We start from the raw sequence: 22232 nt of genomic DNA, 5'->3' as shown, positions 1-22232 counted from the left end.
GGCGCCAGTGGATGGCGCCCTTTTTGTTGCTTTGACTCAGTGCTGCAGAGCCGGTTTTTCCGTCCCGTTGATCGGGATGCGCTTGGCTTTCGCTTCTTCCGGAATCACGCGCAGCAGGTCGATACTCAACAAACCGTTGCGCAGTTCGGCGGCCTTGATTTCAATATGGTCCGCCAGACGGAACGACAGTTTGAAGGCGCGCTGCGCGATGCCTTGGTACAGGTAAGTGACGCTTTCGTCCGCGTCACGTTTGCCGCCACTGATGGTCAGCACACCTTTCTCCACTTGCAGGTCCAGATCTTCTTCCTGGAAACCGGCGGCCGCTACGACAATGCGGTATTGGTCATCACCGTATTTTTCAACGTTGTAGGGTGGATAGGTGCTGCCTGGCTCATTGCGCAGGGCGGTTTCGAACAGGTCGTTGAAACGGTCGAAACCTACCGAGGAACGGAACAGTGGGGCCAGGGAAAATGCAGTACTCATGATTCAAATCTCCTGAACATAATCAGCAAGTTTTTTTGTCTCCGCGACCCGAATTCGGCATCGCGTAATCCTTAGATAAGGACCGCTGATTGCTTTTCAAGAGATTATTTGAAGATTTTTTCAGGCCGCCTCAGACACCTGAAGCCCCAGTAAACGCGAGACGTTATCCAGTTCCGTCTCACGCCGAAGGACGGTGAACAGCTCTACCGCTTCGGGATAATTGCGGGTCAGCATCGCCAGCCACTGCTTCAAGCGACCCGGCGATTGACGCGGTGTCATCTGCGCTTTGGCTTGCAGCCAGAAGTCCTGAATCAACGGCAGCAGCTCGGCCCAGGTCATCTCGACGACGTCTTCACCGGCGCGGGCGGCGGCGATTTGCCGGGCCAGATCCGGGCGCGATACCAGTCCACGACCGAGCATGATGTCTTCGACGCCGCTGATCTCGCGGCAACGACGCCAGTCCTCGACGCTCCAGATGTCGCCGTTGGCAAACACCGGCACCTTGACCACGTCCTGCACCCGAGGGATCCATTCCCAGTGGGCTGGCGGCTTGTAGCCATCGGTCTTGGTCCGCGCGTGGACCACGATGTGCGCCGCCCCGCCTTCGGCCAGGGCCGTGGCGCAGACCAGCGCACCGTCCGGGCTGTCGAAACCGAGGCGCATCTTGGCGGTCACCGGAATGTGCGCGGGTACGGCACGACGGACATGTTCGACGATTTGGTTGAGCAGTTCAGGCTCTTTGAGCAGCACCGCACCGCCACGGGATTTGTTGACGGTCTTGGCCGGGCAGCCGAAATTCAGGTCGATAACCTCGGAACCCAACTCGCAGGCCAGTGCGGCGTTTTCCGCCAGGCACACCGGATCGGAGCCGAGCAGTTGCACCCGCAGCGGCACACCGGACGCGGTTCGGGCGTTGGTCAGCAGTTCCGGACCGAACTTGTGGTAATAGGCAGGCGTAAGCAGCTGATCGTTGATCCGAATGAATTCGGTCACGCACCAATCGATACCGCCCACACGGGTCAGCACGTCCCGCAGGATGTTGTCGACCAACCCCTCCATGGGCGCCAAAGCAATTTGCATGAAAAACACACTCAACGAAAAACGTGCGGCAGTTTACTGGTTTCGGCGTGCAGAAGGTATTTCGTCAGACCGGGCGATGGCAAATGTGCGGACGCCTTCGCGGGCAAGCCTCGCTCCTACAGATTTCGGTGATCCGTAGGAGCGAGGCTTGCCCGCGAAAGCTTCAATTAGATCGCGACCCGCAACGCGGGACCATAGCCCTCGATAAACTCCGCCGGCATGCGCTTGGGCTTGCCGGTCGACAGTTCGATGCACACGAAAGTGGTTTGCGCCCGCAGTAACGTCGTGTTGTCGCTGGGGCGCTTCAATTGAAAGTGTCGGGTCATTTTCAGGCGCTGGTCCCAATCGACGATCCAGGTCGCCAACTGCAACTCATCACCCTCATAGGCCGCCGCCAGGTAATCGATCTCGTGCCGTACCACCGCCATCGCCCGATCCAGCCGTCGGTATTCGACCAGATCCAGGCCCAGCCGCTGCGAGTGGCGCCAGGCGCAACGCTCGAGCCAGGTCACGTACACCGCGTTGTTCGCATGGCCCAGCCCGTCGATGTCCTCGGCGCCCACTTCCAGATCAATGATAAACGGCGTTGCCCGATCCCAGCCCATGCCCCACTCCTGGTCAGATTATTTCGACCGGGGCAGTGTAACGGATGCTCAGGCCGATTGGCGCGATTGCAGACTGCGACCGGCCAGCAGCGAAAGAACGCCGTCGATCACCCGAGGATCGGCCAGCACCCGCTGATGCCCGCCCTCTTCCAGGCGCAACAGACGGCTGTCGAACCAGGCTTCGTGGATCAACTGGGATTCCTTGACCGGAACAAAGTTGTCGTCCTCGGCATGGACGATCAGCCCCGGCATGTCGAGCTGATAGTGCGCGACATCCAGTGCAGCGGCACGCATGCCGACATCTTTCTCGACCTGGCGAATAAACGCCGAACGCGCTTTGGGCGGCAGGCGTACATAGCGTGCGAACCCACGCAATACCCCGAGAATTCGCGCCGGGGCGGCGATCGAGACCAGGGTTTCGGTGCGCAAGCCCAACTGAACTGCGAGCATGGCACTGGCGCCACCCATGGAGTGCCCAATAACCGCTTGCAGCGGCGGCAACTCAGCGGCCGCCTCGAGCATGGCCCGGGCGAACAGCACCACATTTGCTTCGCGACCAGGTGAGCGACCGTGAGCCGGGCCGTCGAGGGCAACCACGGTGTAACCGGCATCGACCAGCGCGGTGATCAGCGCGGCAAACTGTGTCGGCCGGCCCTCCCAGCCGTGCATCAACAACACCGCCGGCCCTTGCCCCCAACGCAACGCGGAGAGGCCGAAGCGCAAGGTGATCCGTTCGGATTTCGCCAGCAGCGGCAATTCCCAATCACGCGGCGGCAATTCCCGCGGAGTCATGAACGCCAGGCGCATCTTGCTCGCCACCAACTGCGGCGCGAACCAGCCCAAGGTGCCATTAACGCCACGAACCCAGCTCAACGTGTTCATCGCTCATCTCCTCAGGCTGGTGCCTTCAGGTCATAGCACCGCCGACTTGGCGGCGCGCAGTAATCGATCGGACAACTCTCCTGCCCCCAGCGCCCGCGCCAGAGCCAAACCACCGACCATCAAGGCCATGTCGGCCAAGGCTTTGTCGGCCTCTTCCGGGCTGGCCGCCAACTGCGCGACCATCAACTCAATATGCTCACTCAATGCCACACGAAATTCGTCCGGCAGACGGCCGAGCTCGCCGACTGATGCCGGAATCGGGCATGCCTGTTCGGTGGAATCACGGTGTTTGCGCGACAGGTAGAACGCTGCGACCAACGCGCGACGCTCTTCGCCGGTCAACTCGGCATCCATGTCGGCGATCAAGCCACGACGATGGCTGAGTAGCTGCTTGAATGCTTCCAGCATCAACGCGTCCTTGCTTTCGAAGTGCGCGTAGAAGCCGCCGACCGTCAGGCCGGCCGCGCCCATCACTTCGCCCACGCTCGGCTCGGCCGGGCCGCGCTGAATCAGCGCTGCACTGGCAGCCTTGAGGATGCGTTCGCGGGTTTGAGCTTTTTTATCGTTCATCGTTGCCTCCGAATATTACGATTAGAATATTATTCTCATAATAATTTTCCGCAAGTCGTGGATGCGACCGCTGGTCTGAAGAACAGTTTTTTGAGGAAAACGGAGAATTGGCTAAACGCCAGACAAACAAAAGGGCCATTCAATAATTGAATGACCCTTAAAAATCCCGCAGAGCGGGTAATCGTGGCGTCCCCTAGGGGACTCGAACCCCTGTTACCGCCGTGAAAGGGCGGTGTCCTAGGCCACTAGACGAAGGGGACACAAACCCTTCTATACAACTGATCAGTGCTGAGAGCTGATCGATTCAAGGCCGGTGTGGCCAGACCTTGAACTGTAAAATTGGTGGAGCTAGACGGGATCGAACCGTCGACCTCTTGCATGCCATGCAAGCGCTCTCCCAGCTGAGCTATAGCCCCGGATTTTTCGCCTCGCGGCGGAGCGACATCTTGCGACATCGCTTCTGTAAAACTGGCGTCCCCTAGGGGACTCGAACCCCTGTTACCGCCGTGAAAGGGCGGTGTCCTAGGCCACTAGACGAAGGGGACGCAAACCCTTCTACACAACAGACCAACGCTGAGTGTTGATCGCTTCAAGGCCGGTGTGGCCAGACCTTGAAGTGTAAATTGGTGGAGCTAGACGGGATCGAACCGTCGACCTCTTGCATGCCATGCAAGCGCTCTCCCAGCTGAGCTATAGCCCCTCATCGCTGAGGACGGGGCGAATCTTAATGGCGCATCGGAAGGCTGTCAAACTTATTTTTAACAATTTCCAAAATTTTTTGCCCACATAACAATCACTTACCGCCCTCCCCCCGAAAAACGGGGGTGGCGCCGAAGAGCAAGATCAAAAGATCGCAGCCTTCGGCAGCTCCTACACTAGGTTAAACAGCCTTAAGCGATAGCGCCCAAGAGTTTTTCCCACTCCTTGTTTTCCTTCTTCGACACGCCACCCAACAGATCGATAGCCTGGCGCAGACGGAAACGGGTCAGGTCCGGACCGAGGATTTCCATCGCATCGAGCACCGACACCGAGCTGGCCTGCCCCGTGATCGCGGCGAACATCAGCGGCATGGCATCACGCAGCTTCAACTCCAGGGATTCGACCACCGCCTGAATCGTCGCGGTAATGCTGTCCTTCTCCCACTGACGCAGGCTTTCCAGCTTCCACAGAATCAACTGCATCAACTGACGAACCTGATCGCCCGAGAGTTTCTTGGATTCGAACAGCTTGGCGTCCGGGTTCACGCCACCAGCGAAGAAGAAGCCGGCCAGCGGTGCGACTTGGCTGAAGGTTTCAACCCGGCCCTGCACGTGCGGTGCGATCTTCATCATGTATTCAGGGTTCAGTGCCCACTTTTGCAGACGAGCGGCGAACTCTTCCACCGGCAGGTCACGCAGCCATTGGCCGTTGAGCCACGACAGCTTCTCGATGTCGAAAATCGGCCCGCCGAGGGAGACGCGGCTCAGGTCGAAGTTATCGACCATTTCCTGCAGGGAGAACTTCTCGCGCTCGTCCGGCATCGACCAGCCCATACGGCCCAGGTAGTTGAGCATTGCTTCCGGCATGAAACCCATGCGCTCGTAGAACGTCACCGAGGTCGGGTTCTTGCGCTTGGACAGCTTGCTCTTGTCCGGGTTACGCAGCAGCGGCATGTAGCACAGCTGCGGTTGCTCCCAACCAAAGTATTCGTACAAGAGGATCAGTTTCGGCGCCGAAGGCAGCCATTCTTCGCCGCGCAAGACGTGGGTGATGCCCATCAAGTGGTCATCGACAACGTTGGCCAGGAAGTATGTCGGCAAGCCGTCGGTCTTCATCAGCACTTGCATATCCATGCGATCCCACGGGATCTCGACGTCGCCACGCAGCATGTCAGGCACCACGCACACGCCTTCGGTCGGCACTTTCATGCGGATGACGTGTGGCTCGCCAGCGGCCAGACGACGCGCGACTTCTTCCTTGGAGAGCAACAGCGCACGGCCGTCGTAACGCGGGGTTTCGCCGCGGGCCATTTGCTCGGCGCGCATCTGGTCCAGTTCTTCAGCCGTGCAGAAGCACGGGAAGGCATGACCCATGTCGACCAATTGCTGGCAGTACTTCTGATAGATATCGCCGCGCTCGCTCTGGCGATAAGGACCGTGCGGGCCGCCGACGTCCGGGCCTTCGCTCCAGTCGATACCCAACCAGCGCAGGGCGTCGTATATCTGCTGTTCGGACTCGCGGGTCGAACGCAGTTGGTCGGTGTCTTCGATCCGCAGGATGAACTCACCGCCATGCTGCTTGGCAAAGCAGTAGTTGAACAAAGCGATGTAAGCGGTACCTACGTGGGGGTCCCCGGTAGGCGATGGCGCGATGCGAGTGCGGACGGTGGTCATGGCATGTCTCGAAAAGAATAAAAGCGAAGATCAAACAAGAGGCGAATGGTAACAGGCGATAGCCGCCCGGCTCCAGTCAGCAGGGCATATAAGCCTATATTGCATGGGGGATCAGTTTGGTGGCGATGCTGAAGAAGCTCACTGAATCAGTGCACCCCCTAATGTAGGAGCTACCGAAGGCTGCGATCTTTTGACCCTTGCCTTTAAAAACAAGATCAAAAGATCGCAGCCTTCGGCAGCTCCTACAGGGAGAGCGTCAAACCGCGATCAACCGCTCCCGCAACTTGCCGATTTCGTCGCGCAACTGCGCCGCGGCTTCGAATTCCAGGTCGCGGGCGAGCTGGTACATCTTTTCTTCCAACTGACGAATGCGTTTGCTGATCTCGCTTGGCGAGCGCAGTTCGACCTCGTACTTGGCACTTTCCTCGGCGGCCTTGGCCATGCCTTTGCGCTTCTTGCTGCGCGAACCCGGCACGACCGCGCCTTCCATAATGTCGGCGACGTCCTTGAACACACCCTTCGGCGTGATGCCATTGGCCAGGTTGAAGGCGATCTGCTTGTCGCGACGACGCTCGGTCTCGCCGATCGCCCGCTCCATGGAGCCGGTGATGCGATCTGCGTACAAAATCGCCCGCCCATTGAGGTTGCGCGCCGCCCGGCCGATGGTCTGGATCAGCGAGCGCTCGGAACGCAGGAAGCCTTCCTTGTCCGCGTCGAGAATCGCCACCAGCGAGACTTCCGGCATGTCCAGGCCTTCACGCAGCAGGTTGATCCCCACCAGCACATCGAAGACGCCGAGACGCAAGTCACGGATAATTTCGACCCGCTCCACGGTGTCGATGTCCGAATGCAGATAACGCACGCGCACGCCGTGGTCGGCCAGGTAATCGGTCAAGTCTTCGGACATGCGCTTGGTCAGCGTGGTAACCAGCACCCGCTCTTCCAGGGCCACACGCTTGGTGATTTCCGAGAGCAAGTCGTCGACCTGAGTCAACGCCGGACGGATCTCGATTTGCGGGTCCACCAGGCCAGTCGGTCGCACCAATTGCTCGACCACTCGGCCGGCGTGCTCCGCCTCGTAATTGCCCGGCGTGGCCGAGACAAAAATCGTTTGGGGACTGATGCTTTCGAACTCGTCGAAACGCATCGGCCGGTTGTCCAGAGCCGAGGGCAAGCGGAAACCGTACTCCACCAGCGTTTCTTTCCGCGAACGGTCACCTTTATACATGGCGCCGACTTGCGGCACGCTGACGTGGGATTCGTCGATCACCAGCAAGGCATCCGCCGGCAGGTAGTCGAACAACGTGGGCGGCGCCTGGCCGGATTCACGGCCCGACAGGTAGCGCGAATAGTTTTCGATGCCGTTGCAGTAACCCAGTTCGAGGATCATCTCCAGGTCGAAACGGGTGCGCTGCTCCAGTCGCTGAGCTTCCACCAGTTTGTTATTGGAGCGCAGGTATTCCAGGCGCTCCTGCAATTCGACCTTGATCCCTTCGGTGGCCTCGAGCAGGGTTTCCCGCGGGGTCACGTAGTGGCTCTTTGGATAGAAGGTGAAACGCGGCAGTTTGCGGATGACTTCACCAGTCAGCGGATCGAAGGCGGACAAGCTCTCCACTTCGTCATCGAACAGCTCGATGCGGATCGCTTCGAAATCGGATTCCGCCGGGTGGATATCGATCACGTCGCCGCGCACCCGGAAGGTCGCCCGGGCGAAGTCCATGTCGTTGCGGGTGTATTGCAGGTCGGCCAGCCGACGTAGCAGCGCGCGTTGGTCGAGCTTGTCGCCGCGATCCACGTGCAACACCATCTTCAGATAGGTTTCCGGGCTGCCCAGACCGTAGATGCACGACACCGTGGTGACGATGATCGCGTCCTTGCGCTCCAGCAGCGCTTTGGTCGCGGACAGGCGCATCTGCTCGATATGGTCGTTGATCGAGGCATCCTTCTCGATGAAGGTGTCGGATGACGGCACGTAGGCTTCGGGCTGGTAGTAGTCGTAATAAGACACGAAGTATTCAACGGCGTTGTTCGGGAAGAACGCCTTGAATTCGCCATACAACTGCGCGGCCAGGGTCTTGTTGGGCGCCAGCACCAGCGTCGGGCGCTGTATCTGGGCGATCACGTTGGCGATGCTGAAGGTCTTGCCCGAGCCGGTCACACCGAGCAGCGTCTGGTGCGCCAGCCCGGCCTCAATGCCCTCGACCATCAGGCGGATGGCTTCCGGCTGATCGCCGGCGGGCTCGAAGCGGGTGACTAGCTGGAATTCAGACATACATACCTCTGGATTCGCGCCTGCCCAGTCAAACCGGACAGCGACGAAAAAAACCACAAACGACCGATGTCGCCCAAGGAAAAAACTGGATTGTGCTAAATGTGGAGCCGATTGCCATTGCTTTCAAGGCAAACGTCCTACATCGGGTAAAACCTTTGACGACACCACTCGACCCACGATCGAAAAATAATTGGAAAAACTTACGGTAAAAGCCGAATCGCCTGTCGCCATCAATCGCTGATGGCCTCTATACTAGCTCCCCGTTTGTGCACCGCTCTAGTGCATTCGGCTGGAGCGCGACACGTCCCTCCACACTCCATTCAGAGCCGCCGCAATAATGAGCCTGTTCTCCGCTGTCGAAATGGCACCACGCGATCCAATCCTGGGCCTCAACGAAGCATTCAATGCCGATACCCGTACCAACAAGGTCAACCTGGGGGTCGGTGTTTACTGCGACGAGGAGGGGCGAATTCCACTCCTGCGCGCCGTTGTCGAAGCCGAGACGATTCGCGCCGCTCAACACGTTTCCCGTGGTTACTTGCCGATCGACGGCATCGCCGCCTACGATCAGGCCGTGCAAAAACTGCTGTTCGGCAATGATTCGCCGCTGATCGCCGCTGGCCGGGTTATCACCACCCAAGCCGTCGGCGGTACCGGCGCGCTGAAAATCGGCGCCGACTTCCTTAAGCAACTGCTGCCGAACGCCGTCGTGGCTATCAGCGACCCGAGCTGGGAAAACCACCGCGCGCTGTTCGAAACAGCCGGTTTCCCGGTGCAGAACTATCGCTACTACGACGCCGCGACTCATGACGTTAACCGCGCCGGCCTGCTGGAAGACCTGAACGCCCTGCCCTCCGGCTCCATCGTTGTGCTGCACGCTTGCTGCCACAACCCGACCGGCGTGGACCTGAGCCCGGCGGACTGGAAAAACGTGCTGGAAGTGGTCAAGGCCAAAGGTCACGTGCCATTCCTCGACATGGCTTACCAGGGCTTTGGCGACGGTATCGATGAAGACGCCGCGGCCGTGCGCCTGTTCGCCGAATCGGACCTGACCTTCTTCGTTTCCAGTTCGTTCTCCAAATCCTTCTCGCTGTACGGCGAGCGCGTTGGCGCCCTGTCGATCGTCAGCGAATCGAAAGAAGAAAGCGCGCGCGTACTGTCACAAGTCAAACGCGTGATCCGCACCAACTACTCCAACCCGCCGACCCACGGTGCAAGCATCGTCGCCGCCGTGCTGAACAGCCCGGTACTGCGTGCCCAGTGGGAAGAGGAACTGGCAGAAATGCGCCTGCGGATTCGCGGCATGCGCACCCAGATGGTCGACCTGCTGGCGAAAAACGCTCCACAGCGCGATTTCAGCTTCGTCGGTCGCCAGCGCGGCATGTTCTCCTACTCCGGCCTGACGGTTGAGCAGGTTACCCGCCTGCGCAGCGAGTTCGGCATCTACGCTCTGGACACCGGCCGCATCTGTGTTGCTGCGCTGAACCAGAGCAACATCGACGTCGTGACCAAGGCCATCGTTCAGGTGATCTGAGTCCTCGCGTGATACGAAAACGGGAAGCCGCAGGGCTTCCCGTTTTTTATTTGTCTTTGATAATTCCCAGTTCGGCGACCGGTCGCTCTAGACTGCACGCAGATCAAAAATGTGGGAGCGGGCTTGCTCGCGAAAGCGGTCTATCTGTCACATTGATGCTGGATGTGCCGCCGCCTTCGCGAGCAAGCCAGCTCCCACAGGTTATGAGTACACCCGAGAATTCTTGAGAACCCACATGAAAAACGATGACCTACGCGCCGACCGCGACGAGCTGGACCACTTCGTACCCCGCTCTTCGGCCAAACGCGGTAATAACCTGGTGCTGCAAGTGGCTGCGGGCGTGTTCCTTGGCGGTCTGGCGTTGTGGCTGGTACAACTGGCCGCCACGATGCTGTACGCCAAGTTGATGCTCGGCACCATTACCTTCGGCGGTTAAGCCAATTCGGTTGCACGCTGGCTGGCCGCATCGTCATAGGCCACATAAAGCGACTCGGCCACCTGACTTTTGATCGCCTTGGTGCTTTCCAGGCCCAGGACAAAACCTTCGGCCTTGCCGCCCGCGCGGTTCAATTCGTCAGCGGTGCTGGCCTGAGTGATTGCGTCGAACAGTTTCTCGGCGTGCGGGCCAACGCCTTTGGGCAGGCTGATCTGAGCGATGCTCATGCGAACACCCCGCTGTTTTGAGGTGTGAGGGCTGGATGATTCATGGCGCGTACCTTTTCGGCTGAGGGCCGGCAGCGCGTGTCACCACTTCCGGGCGACCATGGTAGACCTCTACCGCGATTCTGGTAACCGCCAATGGCCGATAACCCCCCTCTGATCCGATGAAAACATCAAACTGCCGACAGAGGCTTGACTTCTCTTTTTGAATCAGTAACATAGACGCCATTCCGCGATAGCTCAGTTGGTAGAGCAAGTGACTGTTAATCACTGGGTCCCTGGTTCGAGTCCAGGTCGTGGAGCCAGACAGCAAGACCGAAAAGCCCCCGATTCGAAAGACTCAGGGGCTTTTTTGTGCTCGCTATAAAGTCAAAAGATCGCAGCCTTCGGCAGCTCCGGAGATCGCATCTCACACGAATCCCCGAGCTGCCGCAGGCTGCGATCTTTTGATCTACCTGCCTCTTTACCGGGTACCGCCGTCAAACATGCTCACTGCTTTTCGCATGCACCGCCCGCGGCTCGGCATGCCCATGCTCTGCCTCTACCACCGGAATCTCGTTCCCGTCGCAGTCACGCAGCTTGCCTTCACTGAAGTAATCCCCTTCCCGCAACGCCGCCAGATCCTGATAACGCAAGACTCGCTCGGTACCAGCCGCAAACACCGACTGTTGATCCGAGTTGCCGGCAGTGAGGTGGTTGAAGGCCAGGTTCAGCACGATGGCCATGATCGCCGAGGAGCTGATGCCCGAGTGGAAGATCGTCGCGAACCAGCTGGGGAAGTGGTCGTAGAAATTCGGTGCAGCGATGGGGATCATGCCGAAACCAATGGAGGTGGCGACGATGATCAGGTTGACGTTGTTGCGGTAGTCGACCTTGGACAGCGTCCGAATGCCGCTGGCCGCCACGGTGCCGAACAGCACGATGCCGGCGCCGCCGAGTACGGAGGTTGGCACGGCGGCGATGACGCGGCCCATGAAGGGCAGCAAACCAAGAACCACCAGGAACACGCCGCCGGTGGCCACCACGAAACGGCTCTTGATTCCGGTGACCGCCACCAGTCCAACGTTCTGGGCGAAGGCGCTCTGAGTGAAGGAGCCGAAGATCGGCGCGATCATGCTCGACAGCATGTCGGCCCGCAGGCCGTTGCCCAGGCGTTTGGAGTCGACTTTGGTGCCGATGATTTCTCCGACGGCCAGAATGTCGGCGGAGGTTTCCACCAGGGTCACCATGATTACGATGCACATCGACAGAATCGCGGCGAAGTGGAACGTCGGCATGCCGAAATGGAACGGTGCCGGGAAGCCGAACATCGGGCCTTGGGTGACGGACGAGAAATCCGCCATGCCGAGGAACACGGCGATGACGGTGCCAATGACCATTGCCAAGAGGATCGACAAACGGGAGATGCTCGCACTGCCGATCTTGCTCAGTAGCAGTACCAGCACCAGCGTCACCGCCGCCAGGCCGATGTTTGCCATGCTGCCGAAGTCCGGGGCATGGCTGTTGCCGCCCATGGCCCAGCGCGCGGCCACCGGCATCAGCGTCAGGCCGATAGTGGTGATCACAATGCCGGTTACCAACGGCGGAAAGAACTTGGTGATTCGCGAGAACACCGGCGTGATCAGCAAGCCGATCAACGACGCGGCAATCACCGCCCCGAGAATCGACTGAAAGCCACCCTCCCCACCACTGCTGACAATCGCCACCATGGTCGCAACGCCGGAAAACGACACGCCCTGCACCAGCGGCAACTGACAACCGAAAAACGGTAAACCCAGGGTCTGCAGCAACGTCGCCAGCCCCCCTGCAAACAATGAAGCAGCAATCAACAAACCGATGTCCGCCGGCGAAAGCCCGGCCGCTTGGCCGATGATCAAAGGCACCGCGACGATACCACCATACATGGTCAGAACGTGTTGCAGGCCGTAAGCCATATTCGCGCCGATCCCGAGATTCTCATCCTCGGGCCGTTGTTGTGAAACATGGGGCGTTTTCATGGTTGGGGGGTTCCCTGGTTTTTGTTGTGCGCACACTGTATTCAATAGTCAGGACAAATGTCTATAGAGTTGTATACAACCAACCAGTCAGATTACGGACAGATGTTCACACTGCCCTTTAGCCGTAGAGCCTCCGGCCTAAAAACTCTTGAAATACATCCCTCCTCCCCTATTCCTCTCCACCGCTAATCTTTTGCTTTCCAAGCGACCGCCGGCACGGCCGCCCTCTCGCTTATACATATAAAGTATGCATAATGAAGTCATTCGAAATTCAGTATCACAAGGCAAAGAACGCGGCCAACAAACTGAAGCACCAAGGCATCAGCCTCGCCGAGACAGAACCTGTGTTTTATGACGATCGAGCGTTGACGCTTCAGGACAACCACCATGATGAGCAGCGATGGATCATCATCGGGCTGGATGCCAAAGGTCGACTGCTGGTCGTTGCATACACCTACCGCGACCCGAATTTCGTGCGAATCATTTCCGCGCGCATCGCCACCAAAAACGAGCGTCGCCACTATATGGAGGCTTGACCGATGAAAGATGAATACGACTTCAGCAATGCCAAGCGTGGAGCGGTTGCCTCCAGCAAAGGCAAGACCCGAATCACCATCATGCTCGATGATGTCGTCATAGAGGCCGCGCGCGCGCTGGCAGAAAGCGAGGGGTACGGCTACCAGACGGTGATCAACAATACCCTGCGCCAGGCATTGCTCAGCGATAAAGGCAAAACGGCGAAGCCCGATCAGAACACGGCTGTTGCCAATGTCGGGCATCTCAAAAAAGGCCTCACCGCCTCCGAGCTGAAATGCCTGGAGAAAAAGTTGTCAGAGGTCCTCAGCGAAATCCATCACGTGATGGAGCTTGAGGTTCGTTCCTAGCCACAAAACCAACACACCCACGCCTGGATCGAGCAAAAGAAAAAGGAGCGAATTGATCAAATCCGCCCCTTTGCGTGGAGCTTAATTTGCCTGCGACACAGGCTCAATCAACCGCTCCAGCACCCGCTTCAACACTTCCTGCGCTGGCACTCGAATCCCGAATTCACTTTCCAGTAACCCGATCAACTCATCCACATCCGTCACCTGCCGCCGCTCGCTCTCACTGCCCGTGCGGTGAATGGCAAAGCTGCCGTTACTCAATGTGCGTCGCCATCCCTCCCCCGTCCGCGCCACCATCAATTGTTTCACGAAGGAAGATTCGGGATGGGTCGAGACGTACCAGTTGCCGAGGGTGTAATCGATGTCTTCCTGACGTTGCAGGTCGAAGATGTACATCGCACGCCATTCATCACCGACGTTAGCACGCAGGGTGTAGCCGTCGGCATGCGGTTCGATGCGATAGGTTTCGTGGGGAGTGAACTGCTCAGCTTCGGTATCCAGCATCAGCGGTGCGGTGGGCACCATGCCGCCGAAGCCGACGTCAGTGATGTAGCGCACGCCATCGAGGGTCACCAGACTCAAGCGGTGAGTGCGGGCGGTCCAGGCGCCTTCGGACTGTCCCATGACCACGCGACCGGTGATGCCGCGTGCGTCGAAGCCCAATGTCTGAAGCAAGGCGAGGAACAGGTGGTTGAGTTCGTAGCAGTAGCCCCCGCGACCTTCGTGCAGGACTTTCTGCTCGATGGACGGCAGATCGATAAGCACCGGTTCGCCCATTAAAGTGGTGAGGTTTTCAAACGGGAAGGCGCCGGTGTGGCGCAGCTGCAGTTGGCGCAGGGTTTCCAGGGTTGGTGCCGGGGGCGCATCGAAGCCCAGGCGTTGCAGGTACAGCGCAAGATTCGTCAGTTGTGTCTCGCTCATCGCTCAATCCTTTATGCAGAGGTCCGCGGATGGATCGCTCCACCGATGGGCGCCATGTATAAGGGAAAATACGGTCGGACTGACAATTGATTTAGCCAATCACCGCACACGCCAGGATTATCGACGCTTGCGCGAACCCACTCGAATCCATGTCGGTGCATGATCGCTGGCATGAGGTTCGTTGCGAACCCAGGCATCGACGCCAGCCTCCTGCAGGTAAGGACTCAGTGCCGGGTTGAGCAGCAGATGATCGATGCGCAACCCCGAGTTTTTCTGCCAGTGCTGCCGGAAATAATCCCAGAAGGTGTAGATCCGCTCCTCTGGATACAGATGGCGCAGGGAATCGGTCCAACCCTGATCCAGCAACCGCTGATAACACGCGCGACTCTCGGGTTGCAGCAGCGCATCCTTGAGCCAGGAGCGCGGGTTGTAGATGTCCAGATCGGTGGGTACCACGTTGTAATCGCCGGCTAGCACCACCGGATGGTCGCTGCTCTGAAGCTCCTTGGCGTGCGAGATCAGCCGTTCGAACCACGCCAGTTTGTAATCGAACTTCGGCCCTGGCTGCGGGTTGCCATTGGGCAGGTACAGACAACCCACCAGAACCCCATGCACAGCAGCCTCGATGTAGCGGCTATGGGTATCGCTGTCATCACCTGGCAAACCGCGCCGGCTCTCCAACGGCTGCGCATCGCGCGCCAGAATCGCCACCCCGTTCCACGACACCTGGCCGTGCCAGACGGCGCCATACCCGGCGGCCTCCAGCTCCGCGACGGGGAATGCGCCGTCGACCGATTTGAGTTCCTGCAAGCAGGCGATGTCTGGCTGTTCTCGCGCAAGCCAGGCCAGCAGATTCGGCAAGCGGGCGCGCATGCCGTTGACGTTGAAGGTGGCGATTTTCAGGTTCTTCATGATCCGACGCTCGCAACGGATGGGGCGGTATCCAGTTGTGACCGGGGTGCGCCACGGCAGTTGCCGTGGCGAACGAAACAGGCGACTAAAGGCGCGAGACTTACAGCGGGTGATCGTCCCATGATGCCTTGAGCAACGGCAGCAGTGCATGCCTATCCACCGGCCGACTGAGGTAGAACCCCTGTACTTCATGGCACTGGTCCGAAATCAGAAAGTCCAGTTGCTCCAGCGTCTCAACACCTTCGGCCGTCACGGTCAGGCCCATGGCCTTGCCCAGGTTGATGATCGCCTGCACCACGGCGCGGTCATTGCTGCCGTTGCTCATGGAAGCAATGAAGCGCTTGTCGATCTTGATCCCGTCGAACGGATACGTGCGCAAGTAACCGAGCGAAGAATAACCGGTGCCGAAATCGTCCATGTTCAGCCGTACGCCCAACTCCTTGAGCGCATTCATGGTCGCCAGAGCGCCGTCGACATCGATGAGCATCACATTTTCCGTGATCTCCAGTTCCAGTCGACTGGCGGGCAATCGGCTCTGGATCAATGCCTCCCGGACATCCTCGATCACATCGCTACGGGCAAACTGCACCGGCGACAAGTTGACCGACACCATCATCGCTCCCGGCCAGGTCAGGGCTGTCTCGCACGCCTCGCGCAACACCCAGCGCCCTAATGGCACGATCAGATCGGTCTGCTCGGCCAATGGGATAAACGCATCGGGGTTCAACAAGCCTTGCACCGGATGCTGCCAGCGCAGCAGCGCTTCGACCGAGACGATCTGTTTGCCATCGACGTGATAACGCGGCTGGTAATGCATCACGAATTCGTTGTTCTTGATCGCCTGACGCAGGTCGCTTTCCAGTTGTCGGCGGTGCTGGATCTGATCGTTCATGTGCGGCGCAAAGTAGCACCAGGTCTTCTTGCCATTGGATTTGGCCTGATACAACGCGATATCGGCACAGCGAATCAGCTCCTCCGGAACGTGCCCCTGGCGCCGACTCAAGGCGACACCGATGCTCGCGCCAATGTGCAGCGTGTGATGATCGTAATGGATCGGTTGATGCAGGCTGTCGAGCAAGCGCTCGCAAAACCGGTCGATTTCCGCGTGGCTGTCCATGCCGTGGAGCACCAGCACGAACTCGTCGCCCCCCAATCGCGCAACCAGATCGATATCCCGCGTGCATTCGCGCAAACGGATCGCCACTTCCAGCAATACTGCATCGCCCGCCGGGTGGCCGAGGGAATCGTTGATCGGCTTGAAGTTATCCAGGTCGATCATCAACAACGTCAACGCCGTCGATTGCTCTTTCAGTGCCAGAGCATCTTCGAGGTAGCGCGCCAGTTTGTTGCGGTTCGGCAAGCCGGTCAGTGCGTCGTGCATCGACAGATGCTGGATCTGCGCATGGGCGGCGACTTCATCTGTGATGTCGCTGGCCGTCCCGCGAAAACCCAATAGCGCGCCCTTGCGCTGGATCGGTCGCGCCGACACCCGGCACACTCGCTGTTGCCCCGATTGATCACGGTAGGAACAGCGCAAGTGGCTGACGGCTTGCTCTTCATCAAGTTTGTTCAGCCACAGCGACAAGGGCGTGGTTTCGCAATTGAGCAGTTGCCCGATGTTCTGCCCCAGCCATTGTTGATCCGAGAACCCGGTGACGGTGCTGAAGCGCCCCGACAGATAAGTGATGCAATGCTGTTCGTCGGTTTCCCAGATCCAGTCGGACGCGGCTTCGGCCACCGCACGAAAGCGTTCTTCACTGGCCTCAAGCGCCTGATTCGACAAATCGAGGCTGGTGTAACTGGCATCCACATGCCCCGACGTGCGCAGGACATAACGAAAGAAGTAAGCCGTCAATAACGCCAGAATCAACAACGCCCCGCCCAGTGGCGGCAGCAACGACCAAAGCAATTGGTGACCCGGCTGCTCAAGCCGGGAGTCCAGGCTATAACCGGTGCCGGTCAGAGCGACGGCTGGCTGACCGGGAACAATGACGTCGTCGGCCGTCAGGCTCAAGTCATGCAAACCGTAATCGGCGCTCAAGGTAGCGAGCTTTTCAGGGTTCAACTGGTCGACGTATATCAGCACTGAGGTGCTCTTGGGATCGACCGCCGGGCGTTCGTCATTGGGCACGATCGCGGCCGCCGTCAACAGCGCCGGTTTGCCTTCGAACAAGGTGTACCGGCTGATGGGCTCGATGAGGCTTTCCTGACTTTGAACCTCGTCTACAAGCGTCGCCATCGAGGTCGACAGATAGGCTGTCGCCTGATCCTGAACCAGCAGCCCGCGCACCGTGGCGTATTTGGTTCGCTGACCATCGATTACGAAAACCGCGTCGTAGTGATCGATGGTAAACAGGGTTTTACCCATGTTCTGCTCGACGTAAGCCCACTGCACATCGACCTTGTCGTTCAGGTGGTCGTAGGCGGTCGTCCAGTTGGCGTAGCTGGCGATGTAGTTTTTCGAGGCGGTGATGCGGTTCTCAAGTGCCCGTTGCGTGTAGAACGTGGTTTTGCCCAGATCCTGAATATCGAGCCGTGCGGCAATACTGAACAAGGCGATCAGTGCAATCAGCACCCCAACCACAAAAAGCAGGCCGATGACGAACATCAGGTTACGGGTAATCGGTGTATGACGCGCAGGTGCAGCGGTAGTAATGGCAGTAAAATCCATGCACTTGATCCTGTCGATCGATCGCCTTATCGGGTGAGGCGGGGCCTGGTCTGTCGTCATGACAGCCAGACTCTTCACTGACCATAGCAGCCCTGCCTGGTCACCGCCCCTGAATAACGCAAGTCATTGCCGAAGGCGCTCTCAAGGACGCCTTCGCCGGCAAGCCTGGCTCCTACAGGCCCGATTTGCCTGATACACCCCCATGGAGGAATGTTTTCAGCGGTCCGAGCGCAGCAGCGCCTCGACGCCCCCTTCCATCGACAACACCGCCGAACGATTTCGCCCCGAATGCTTGGCCTGGTACAGCGCCGCATCCGCGCGCTTGATCAACATTTCGGTGCTGTCGTGCCCCGTCGGCACAAACGAATAACAGCCAAGACTGACCGTCACGTAGCCCGTGGGCGAGCCGCTGTGGATGATGTTTTTGTCCATGACGCTGCGACGGATCTGCTCAGCGATCGTCAGCGCACCATGGATGTCGGTGTCCGGCAGCAGCACTGCAAACTCTTCGCCGCCGTAGCGCACCGCCAGATCGGCGTTGCGGTGACAGCAACTCTTCAGTGCCCGCGCCACTTCGGCCAGGCAATGGTCCCCCGCCACATGACCGTAGGTGTCGTTATAGCGTTTGAAGTAATCGATATCGAGCATGATCAGGCTCAGCGGGCTCGACCGCCGGGCACCGCGCCCGAACTCGACCTCCAGCGCCCGCTCGAACAATCGACGGTTGGCCAACCCGGTCAGGCTGTCGTGGGTGGCGATCAGCTCCAGGGTTTTCTGCGCCTCGCGCAAGTCCGCCTCGATGCGCTCGCCCGCACGCACCTGATGAATGAACACCCAACCGAACAACCCCACGCCAAGGACGACCAGAGCGACGATCACACTGGATTGAATCGCCGTGTCGTACCAGTCCTTGAGGATCGCGTCTTTGGAAGATGCCGCCGCGACCACCACCGGATAGGTATCGAGTTGTCGGTAGCCATACAACCGAACGATGCCATCCACCACCGAGTTGATCATGGCGTTGCCGGATGTCGCACTGGGCAGAAGTTTTTGAAAAATCTCCCCCTGAGCCAATGACGTGCCGATCTGCGATTCCACAAACGGCCGTCGCGCCAGCAGTGTTCCATCGGTCAACGCCAAAAACATCGCGCCGTTGTTATCGAGGCTGAAGCTTTTGAAGAACTGGTCGAAGTACGACATCTTGATCCCGGCCAGCAACACCCCCTGGAAATTGCCGTCCTGGTCGTTTATCCGTCTGGACACCGGAATGATCCATTCGCCACTCTCCCGACTGCGAATCGCTGGGCCGATGTGTGCCAGGGACGATATGTTCTGCTGGTGAAACCTGTAGTATTCGCGGTCCGCCACACCTGGGCCACGGGACAGGTTTTCGAACGACGTCACGACCCGTTGCCCCTGCTTGTCGAACAGAAATATCCCGTGCAACTGATGCAGCGCCTGCACCCGCCGGGCGAAGGTTTTCTGCAAGCGTGGCGTCTGGACAGCGTCGAAACCTTCAGCCTGAATCCAGTCCACCAGACTGATCAGCACCAGATCGGCTTTCATGAACGTGTCTTCGGCCTGTTGCGCCATGGCTCGCGTCAGGTTCGACGAAGACACCTGGGCCAACGCCAGATCGTGACGGCGCGACTGCTCCAGTTGCAGATAAAGCAGCCCACAAAGACAAAGGCACACTGCCGCAATAAACAGCACCGCAGCTTTGAGCAGGGGCAACCGCCTCAAGGCACCATCGAGCGGGTGGTGCGGATCGGGAATGGGGATAGGCAAAAGCGAGTCCTGAAAGGGTAAGGCATGGGCAAAGGCCCAAAACCCTTATTTTTTGTGAGCTTAGTCTACGGGGTTGTGCGGGGTAAATGCGCCAGATCTACAGAGATCGACTTCCCGACGAGTGAAATGAAAGTTTCAGCCGCGCACACTCTTTGTAGCAGATCGCATTACCGTTTAACTGACTGGCGTTTATCCCTAAGGACCGCGGGTGTTTCAATCGCATGACGCAAGGCAAAACAGCCTTATCTTGAAGAAGCTACGATTAACTGACATCACGACAGGAAATCGACATGAGTAAAGCAGACGAGCTCGCCGAGAAGCTGAAACAATCCCGGCAAACCAGTGCCGATGCGACCATCGCCGATCAGGCCATCGACGGCTGGCCGGGCCAGGTCTACGACTTGTATCACCAGATCGAAACCTGGCTGCAGCCACTGATCGAAGTGGGCCTGAAGCTGCGACGCAATTCCACTCACGTGTTCGAGAGGGCTCCGGACGGGGCGACTTACGACTACGCCATCGACCAACTGCTGATCGAAGGCAACCACCACAGCATCACCTTCGATCCCGTCGCCCGCTTCACCGCCGACGGTGCCGGGCGGATCGAGATTCACTCGACAGACAAGGAACTCGCGCTGTTGCGAACCGTGGATGAACACGGCCATACGCATTGGTGGCTTCAGGCGATCGAGCAATCCGGACAACAACCGGATGCGATCGCGCTGACGGAACACAACCTGCTTCTGGCGGTGCAAGAAGGGCTGGGGCTTTAAAGCTTGTTCTGCCCCACCGCCATCGAGGGAGGCGCCGCTCGCCTCCCGTCCAGCGTTGGCCGTTCCGAAGGCAGATTCAGCGCACGCAACACAGGGTTATCGTACCCATACACATCGGGTTTGAACGTCACTCGCCCATCAAGACTCAGGTCCACTGTCCAATAGGCCAATAGCACCGGCACTTTCACGGGGAGCCTGATGTTCTCTGTCTTGCCATTGGCTAACTGCTTTTGAATCCCTTCGCTGCCCCAGCGAACCGGGTCGTTGAACAACAGCTCCACCAATTGCAACGGGTTTTCTACCCGAATACAGCCCGAACTGGTCGCACGATTGGATTGCGCAAACAACTCGCGATGCGGGGTGTCGTGCAGATAAATGGCGTAATCGTTGGGAAAGCGAATGACCACCTGCCCCAGCGAGTTATCCGACCCTGCATCCTGACGCAGCGTAAGGCCGCGCGGGTTGTCCCAATCGACAGTCGACGGGTCGAGCACGTTGCCTTCTCGATCGATCACGCGGATCCGGTTTGCATCAAGATAACCGGGATTGTTGCGAATCTTCGGCAGCATGTCCTTGACCAGAATGGTCGGCGGCACGGTCCAGGTCGGGTTGAACGTGATGTAAGTGATCTCGGATTGAAAAATCGGTGTACTGCGATACGGTTTACCGACCTGCACCCGGGAGCGCCATATCAGCTTGCCATCGCGATAGAACGAAACCTTGTACCCGGCGATGTCGACGATGACAAAAGTACCCTGAAGTTTGTACAGCAGCCACCGCGCCCGCTCCATGTTCACGCGAACCTGATCGATTCGCGCCTCGACCGGCACATTCAGCGCCGCGAGTGTCGCCGGCCCCGCCACCCCATCCGCCCCGAGGTATTGCTCGGCCTGATACTTCTTTACCGCCGCCATGACGGTGTCGTCGTAGTCGGAGCGCGCGTTCATTTTCGCGCTTAGGTAACCACCCGCCACCAAACGGGCTCGCAACTGCGCAACCGAGGCGTCGTCCATGCCAGGCCTGAGGGTCTGCCCTCCCGGGACCTTTGGCCAACCACCACTGTCGCGAACCCTGCGCAATTGCGCCAGGCCCTGTCGCAACGTGCCATAAATCGCTTCTTGTGGCGGCGCTTGAGCGAACGCGCGCGCGACGTCATGGCTATCGAGGGCAGCGAAGAAAAGATTGACGTCCTCCCGAGGATCGATGCCGACCGGGTCGAAATTCCAATGGATGTCCAGTCGCGAAGGGTCGACCTTGCCGCGCCGCAACTGCAGCAGCGCCGTGATGAACGTCTGGGTCGCCGAGATATCAAAAGCCGCCCGTTGTCCGGGGGTTGGTTCAGTTGCCTGCATCGAGTTTCTGGCCGTGACCAGTTCGGCAATTCGAAAATCCTCGGGGTCCAGGCCATCGACCCCGGTGTCGCTCAGGCTTTTCAATAACTGGACGACATCGTCATCGTCCGTCCAGGCGGCGCGATAGCCACGATGGCTATAAAAATCCAGCACGGCTCGGTTAACGTCGACCCGTTGATGACGCGTTGAGGTGAGCAACGGGGGAAACGCCGAACTCAATGGCGCCAACGCCGCCTGAATCGCCTGGGCGACGTAATCGCCAGGTGCTGCCTCCGCGACGACGCTAACGGGAGATGGCTGCTCAATCGGCGAAGTTTCCGCAATTGCCATGCCGCTTATCAGAAAGCCCATAAAAAATATGCGGCTTATGACGAATAACCTTGTTAACTGCCCCATGGATAATCCTTAATCTCCCGTTTTCAACCGGCTAGCGTCGTGCGCGCTGCTAGACTCGAAACAATCAGATGAGACTTGCA

Annotated in this window: 19 protein-coding genes and 5 tRNA genes; 6 read left to right on the top strand and 18 right to left on the bottom strand. The window is 58.8% G+C overall.

The genetic code is table 11. The features are described from left to right. Positions 1–36: 36 nt before the first annotated feature. The 11 genes from AB7M26_RS14850 to uvrB form a co-directional block, all read right to left on the bottom strand. Positions 37–483, bottom strand: a complete 447-nt coding sequence (locus tag AB7M26_RS14850; RefSeq protein WP_008075938.1) for an Hsp20 family protein — start codon at positions 481–483, stop codon at positions 37–39. Between the two features lie 120 nt (positions 484–603). After that, positions 604–1563 carry a tRNA dihydrouridine synthase gene (locus AB7M26_RS14845; RefSeq protein WP_123498692.1) on the bottom strand — a complete coding sequence of 320 codons (960 nt, stop codon included), beginning with the start codon at positions 1561–1563 and terminating at the stop codon, positions 604–606. A gap of 167 nt (positions 1564–1730) precedes the next feature. Continuing rightward, a complete protein-coding gene (locus AB7M26_RS14840; RefSeq protein WP_123498690.1) occupies positions 1731–2168 on the bottom strand; it encodes an acyl-CoA thioesterase in 438 nt (145 codons plus the stop codon). A 48-nt stretch (positions 2169–2216) separates the two neighbouring features. After that, on the bottom strand, positions 2217–3050 hold the full coding sequence (locus tag AB7M26_RS14835) for an alpha/beta fold hydrolase (RefSeq protein WP_123498688.1): 834 nt from the start codon (positions 3048–3050) through the stop codon (positions 2217–2219). A 30-nt stretch (positions 3051–3080) separates the two neighbouring features. Beyond that, the gene (locus AB7M26_RS14830) at positions 3081–3620 is read right to left on the bottom strand and encodes a TetR/AcrR family transcriptional regulator (protein WP_123498686.1); all 540 of its coding nucleotides are present in this window, start codon (positions 3618–3620) and stop codon (positions 3081–3083) included. Positions 3621–3804: 184 nt separating this feature from the next. Further along, a tRNA-Glu gene (locus tag AB7M26_RS14825) sits at positions 3805–3880 on the bottom strand. An 80-nt stretch (positions 3881–3960) separates the two neighbouring features. After that, positions 3961–4036 (bottom strand) — tRNA-Ala (locus AB7M26_RS14820). Between the two features lie 53 nt (positions 4037–4089). Then, a tRNA-Glu gene (locus tag AB7M26_RS14815) sits at positions 4090–4165 on the bottom strand. A 79-nt stretch (positions 4166–4244) separates the two neighbouring features. Continuing rightward, positions 4245–4320 (bottom strand) — tRNA-Ala (locus AB7M26_RS14810). Between the two features lie 190 nt (positions 4321–4510). Beyond that, positions 4511–5992, bottom strand: coding sequence for a glutamate--tRNA ligase (gltX, locus tag AB7M26_RS14805; RefSeq protein WP_123498684.1), 1482 nt, complete (start codon positions 5990–5992; stop codon positions 4511–4513). A 256-nt stretch (positions 5993–6248) separates the two neighbouring features. Continuing rightward, the gene (gene uvrB / locus AB7M26_RS14800) at positions 6249–8264 is read right to left on the bottom strand and encodes an excinuclease ABC subunit UvrB (protein ID WP_123501392.1); all 2016 of its coding nucleotides are present in this window, start codon (positions 8262–8264) and stop codon (positions 6249–6251) included. Between the two features lie 337 nt (positions 8265–8601). On the opposite strand from uvrB, the gene AB7M26_RS14795 reads away from it, so the two are divergent. Together AB7M26_RS14795 and AB7M26_RS14790 are read left to right on the top strand one after the other, a co-directional pair. Continuing rightward, the gene (locus AB7M26_RS14795) at positions 8602–9798 is read left to right on the top strand and encodes an amino acid aminotransferase (protein ID WP_123501393.1); all 1197 of its coding nucleotides are present in this window, start codon (positions 8602–8604) and stop codon (positions 9796–9798) included. Between the two features lie 235 nt (positions 9799–10033). Continuing rightward, entirely contained in the window at positions 10034–10234 is a 201-nt protein-coding gene (locus AB7M26_RS14790) for a hypothetical protein (RefSeq protein ID WP_007935214.1), read from the top strand. Here the strand turns inward: AB7M26_RS14790 and AB7M26_RS14785 are convergent. After that, positions 10231–10461: a hypothetical protein gene (locus AB7M26_RS14785; protein ID WP_008007186.1), complete on the bottom strand. Its 231-nt coding sequence runs from the start codon at positions 10459–10461 to the stop codon at positions 10231–10233. The genes AB7M26_RS14790 and AB7M26_RS14785 overlap by 4 nt on opposite strands. A 226-nt stretch (positions 10462–10687) precedes the next feature. On the opposite strand from AB7M26_RS14785, the gene AB7M26_RS14780 reads away from it, so the two are divergent. Next, positions 10688–10763 (top strand) — tRNA-Asn (locus AB7M26_RS14780). 174 nt (positions 10764–10937) lie between these two features. Here AB7M26_RS14780 and AB7M26_RS14775 read toward each other — a convergent pair. After that, a complete protein-coding gene (locus tag AB7M26_RS14775; RefSeq protein WP_123501394.1) occupies positions 10938–12455 on the bottom strand; it encodes a nucleobase:cation symporter-2 family protein in 1518 nt (505 codons plus the stop codon). A gap of 254 nt (positions 12456–12709) precedes the next feature. Between AB7M26_RS14775 and AB7M26_RS14770 the strand changes: the two genes are divergently transcribed. Beyond that, entirely contained in the window at positions 12710–12991 is a 282-nt protein-coding gene (locus AB7M26_RS14770) for a BrnT family toxin (RefSeq protein ID WP_123501395.1), read from the top strand. A 3-nt stretch (positions 12992–12994) separates the two neighbouring features. Further along, on the top strand, positions 12995–13339 hold the full coding sequence (locus tag AB7M26_RS14765) for a BrnA antitoxin family protein (protein ID WP_123501396.1): 345 nt from the start codon (positions 12995–12997) through the stop codon (positions 13337–13339). 81 nt (positions 13340–13420) lie between these two features. On the opposite strand, the gene AB7M26_RS14760 is transcribed toward AB7M26_RS14765, so the two are convergent. The 4 genes from AB7M26_RS14760 to AB7M26_RS14745 all read right to left on the bottom strand — a co-directional run bounded on the left by AB7M26_RS14760 (position 13421) and on the right by AB7M26_RS14745 (position 19631). Continuing rightward, positions 13421–14260, bottom strand: a complete 840-nt coding sequence (locus AB7M26_RS14760) for an arylamine N-acetyltransferase family protein (RefSeq protein WP_123501397.1) — start codon at positions 14258–14260, stop codon at positions 13421–13423. 117 nt (positions 14261–14377) lie between these two features. Then, positions 14378–15172: an exodeoxyribonuclease III gene (gene xth / locus AB7M26_RS14755; RefSeq protein WP_123501398.1), complete on the bottom strand. Its 795-nt coding sequence runs from the start codon at positions 15170–15172 to the stop codon at positions 14378–14380. Positions 15173–15272: 100 nt separating this feature from the next. After that, positions 15273–17843: a bifunctional diguanylate cyclase/phosphodiesterase gene (locus AB7M26_RS14750; protein WP_123501400.1), complete on the bottom strand. Its 2571-nt coding sequence runs from the start codon at positions 17841–17843 to the stop codon at positions 15273–15275. A gap of 216 nt (positions 17844–18059) precedes the next feature. Then, the gene (locus AB7M26_RS14745; protein ID WP_123501401.1) at positions 18060–19631 is read right to left on the bottom strand and encodes a sensor domain-containing diguanylate cyclase; all 1572 of its coding nucleotides are present in this window, start codon (positions 19629–19631) and stop codon (positions 18060–18062) included. A gap of 290 nt (positions 19632–19921) precedes the next feature. Here AB7M26_RS14745 and AB7M26_RS14740 point away from each other — a divergent pair, with 290 nt between their 5' ends. Then, positions 19922–20404, top strand: a complete 483-nt coding sequence (locus AB7M26_RS14740; protein ID WP_123501402.1) for a hypothetical protein — start codon at positions 19922–19924, stop codon at positions 20402–20404. On the opposite strand, the gene AB7M26_RS14735 is transcribed toward AB7M26_RS14740, so the two are convergent. Beyond that, on the bottom strand, positions 20401–22152 hold the full coding sequence (locus AB7M26_RS14735; RefSeq protein WP_123501403.1) for a L,D-transpeptidase family protein: 1752 nt from the start codon (positions 22150–22152) through the stop codon (positions 20401–20403). The genes AB7M26_RS14740 and AB7M26_RS14735 overlap by 4 nt on opposite strands. Positions 22153–22232 lie beyond the last annotated feature (80 nt).

It is taken from the genome of Pseudomonas sp. F-14 TE3482 (assembly GCF_053629455.1).
Note: the sequence above shows the minus strand (reverse complement) of the source record. Positions and strands in the feature narration are given on the sequence as shown.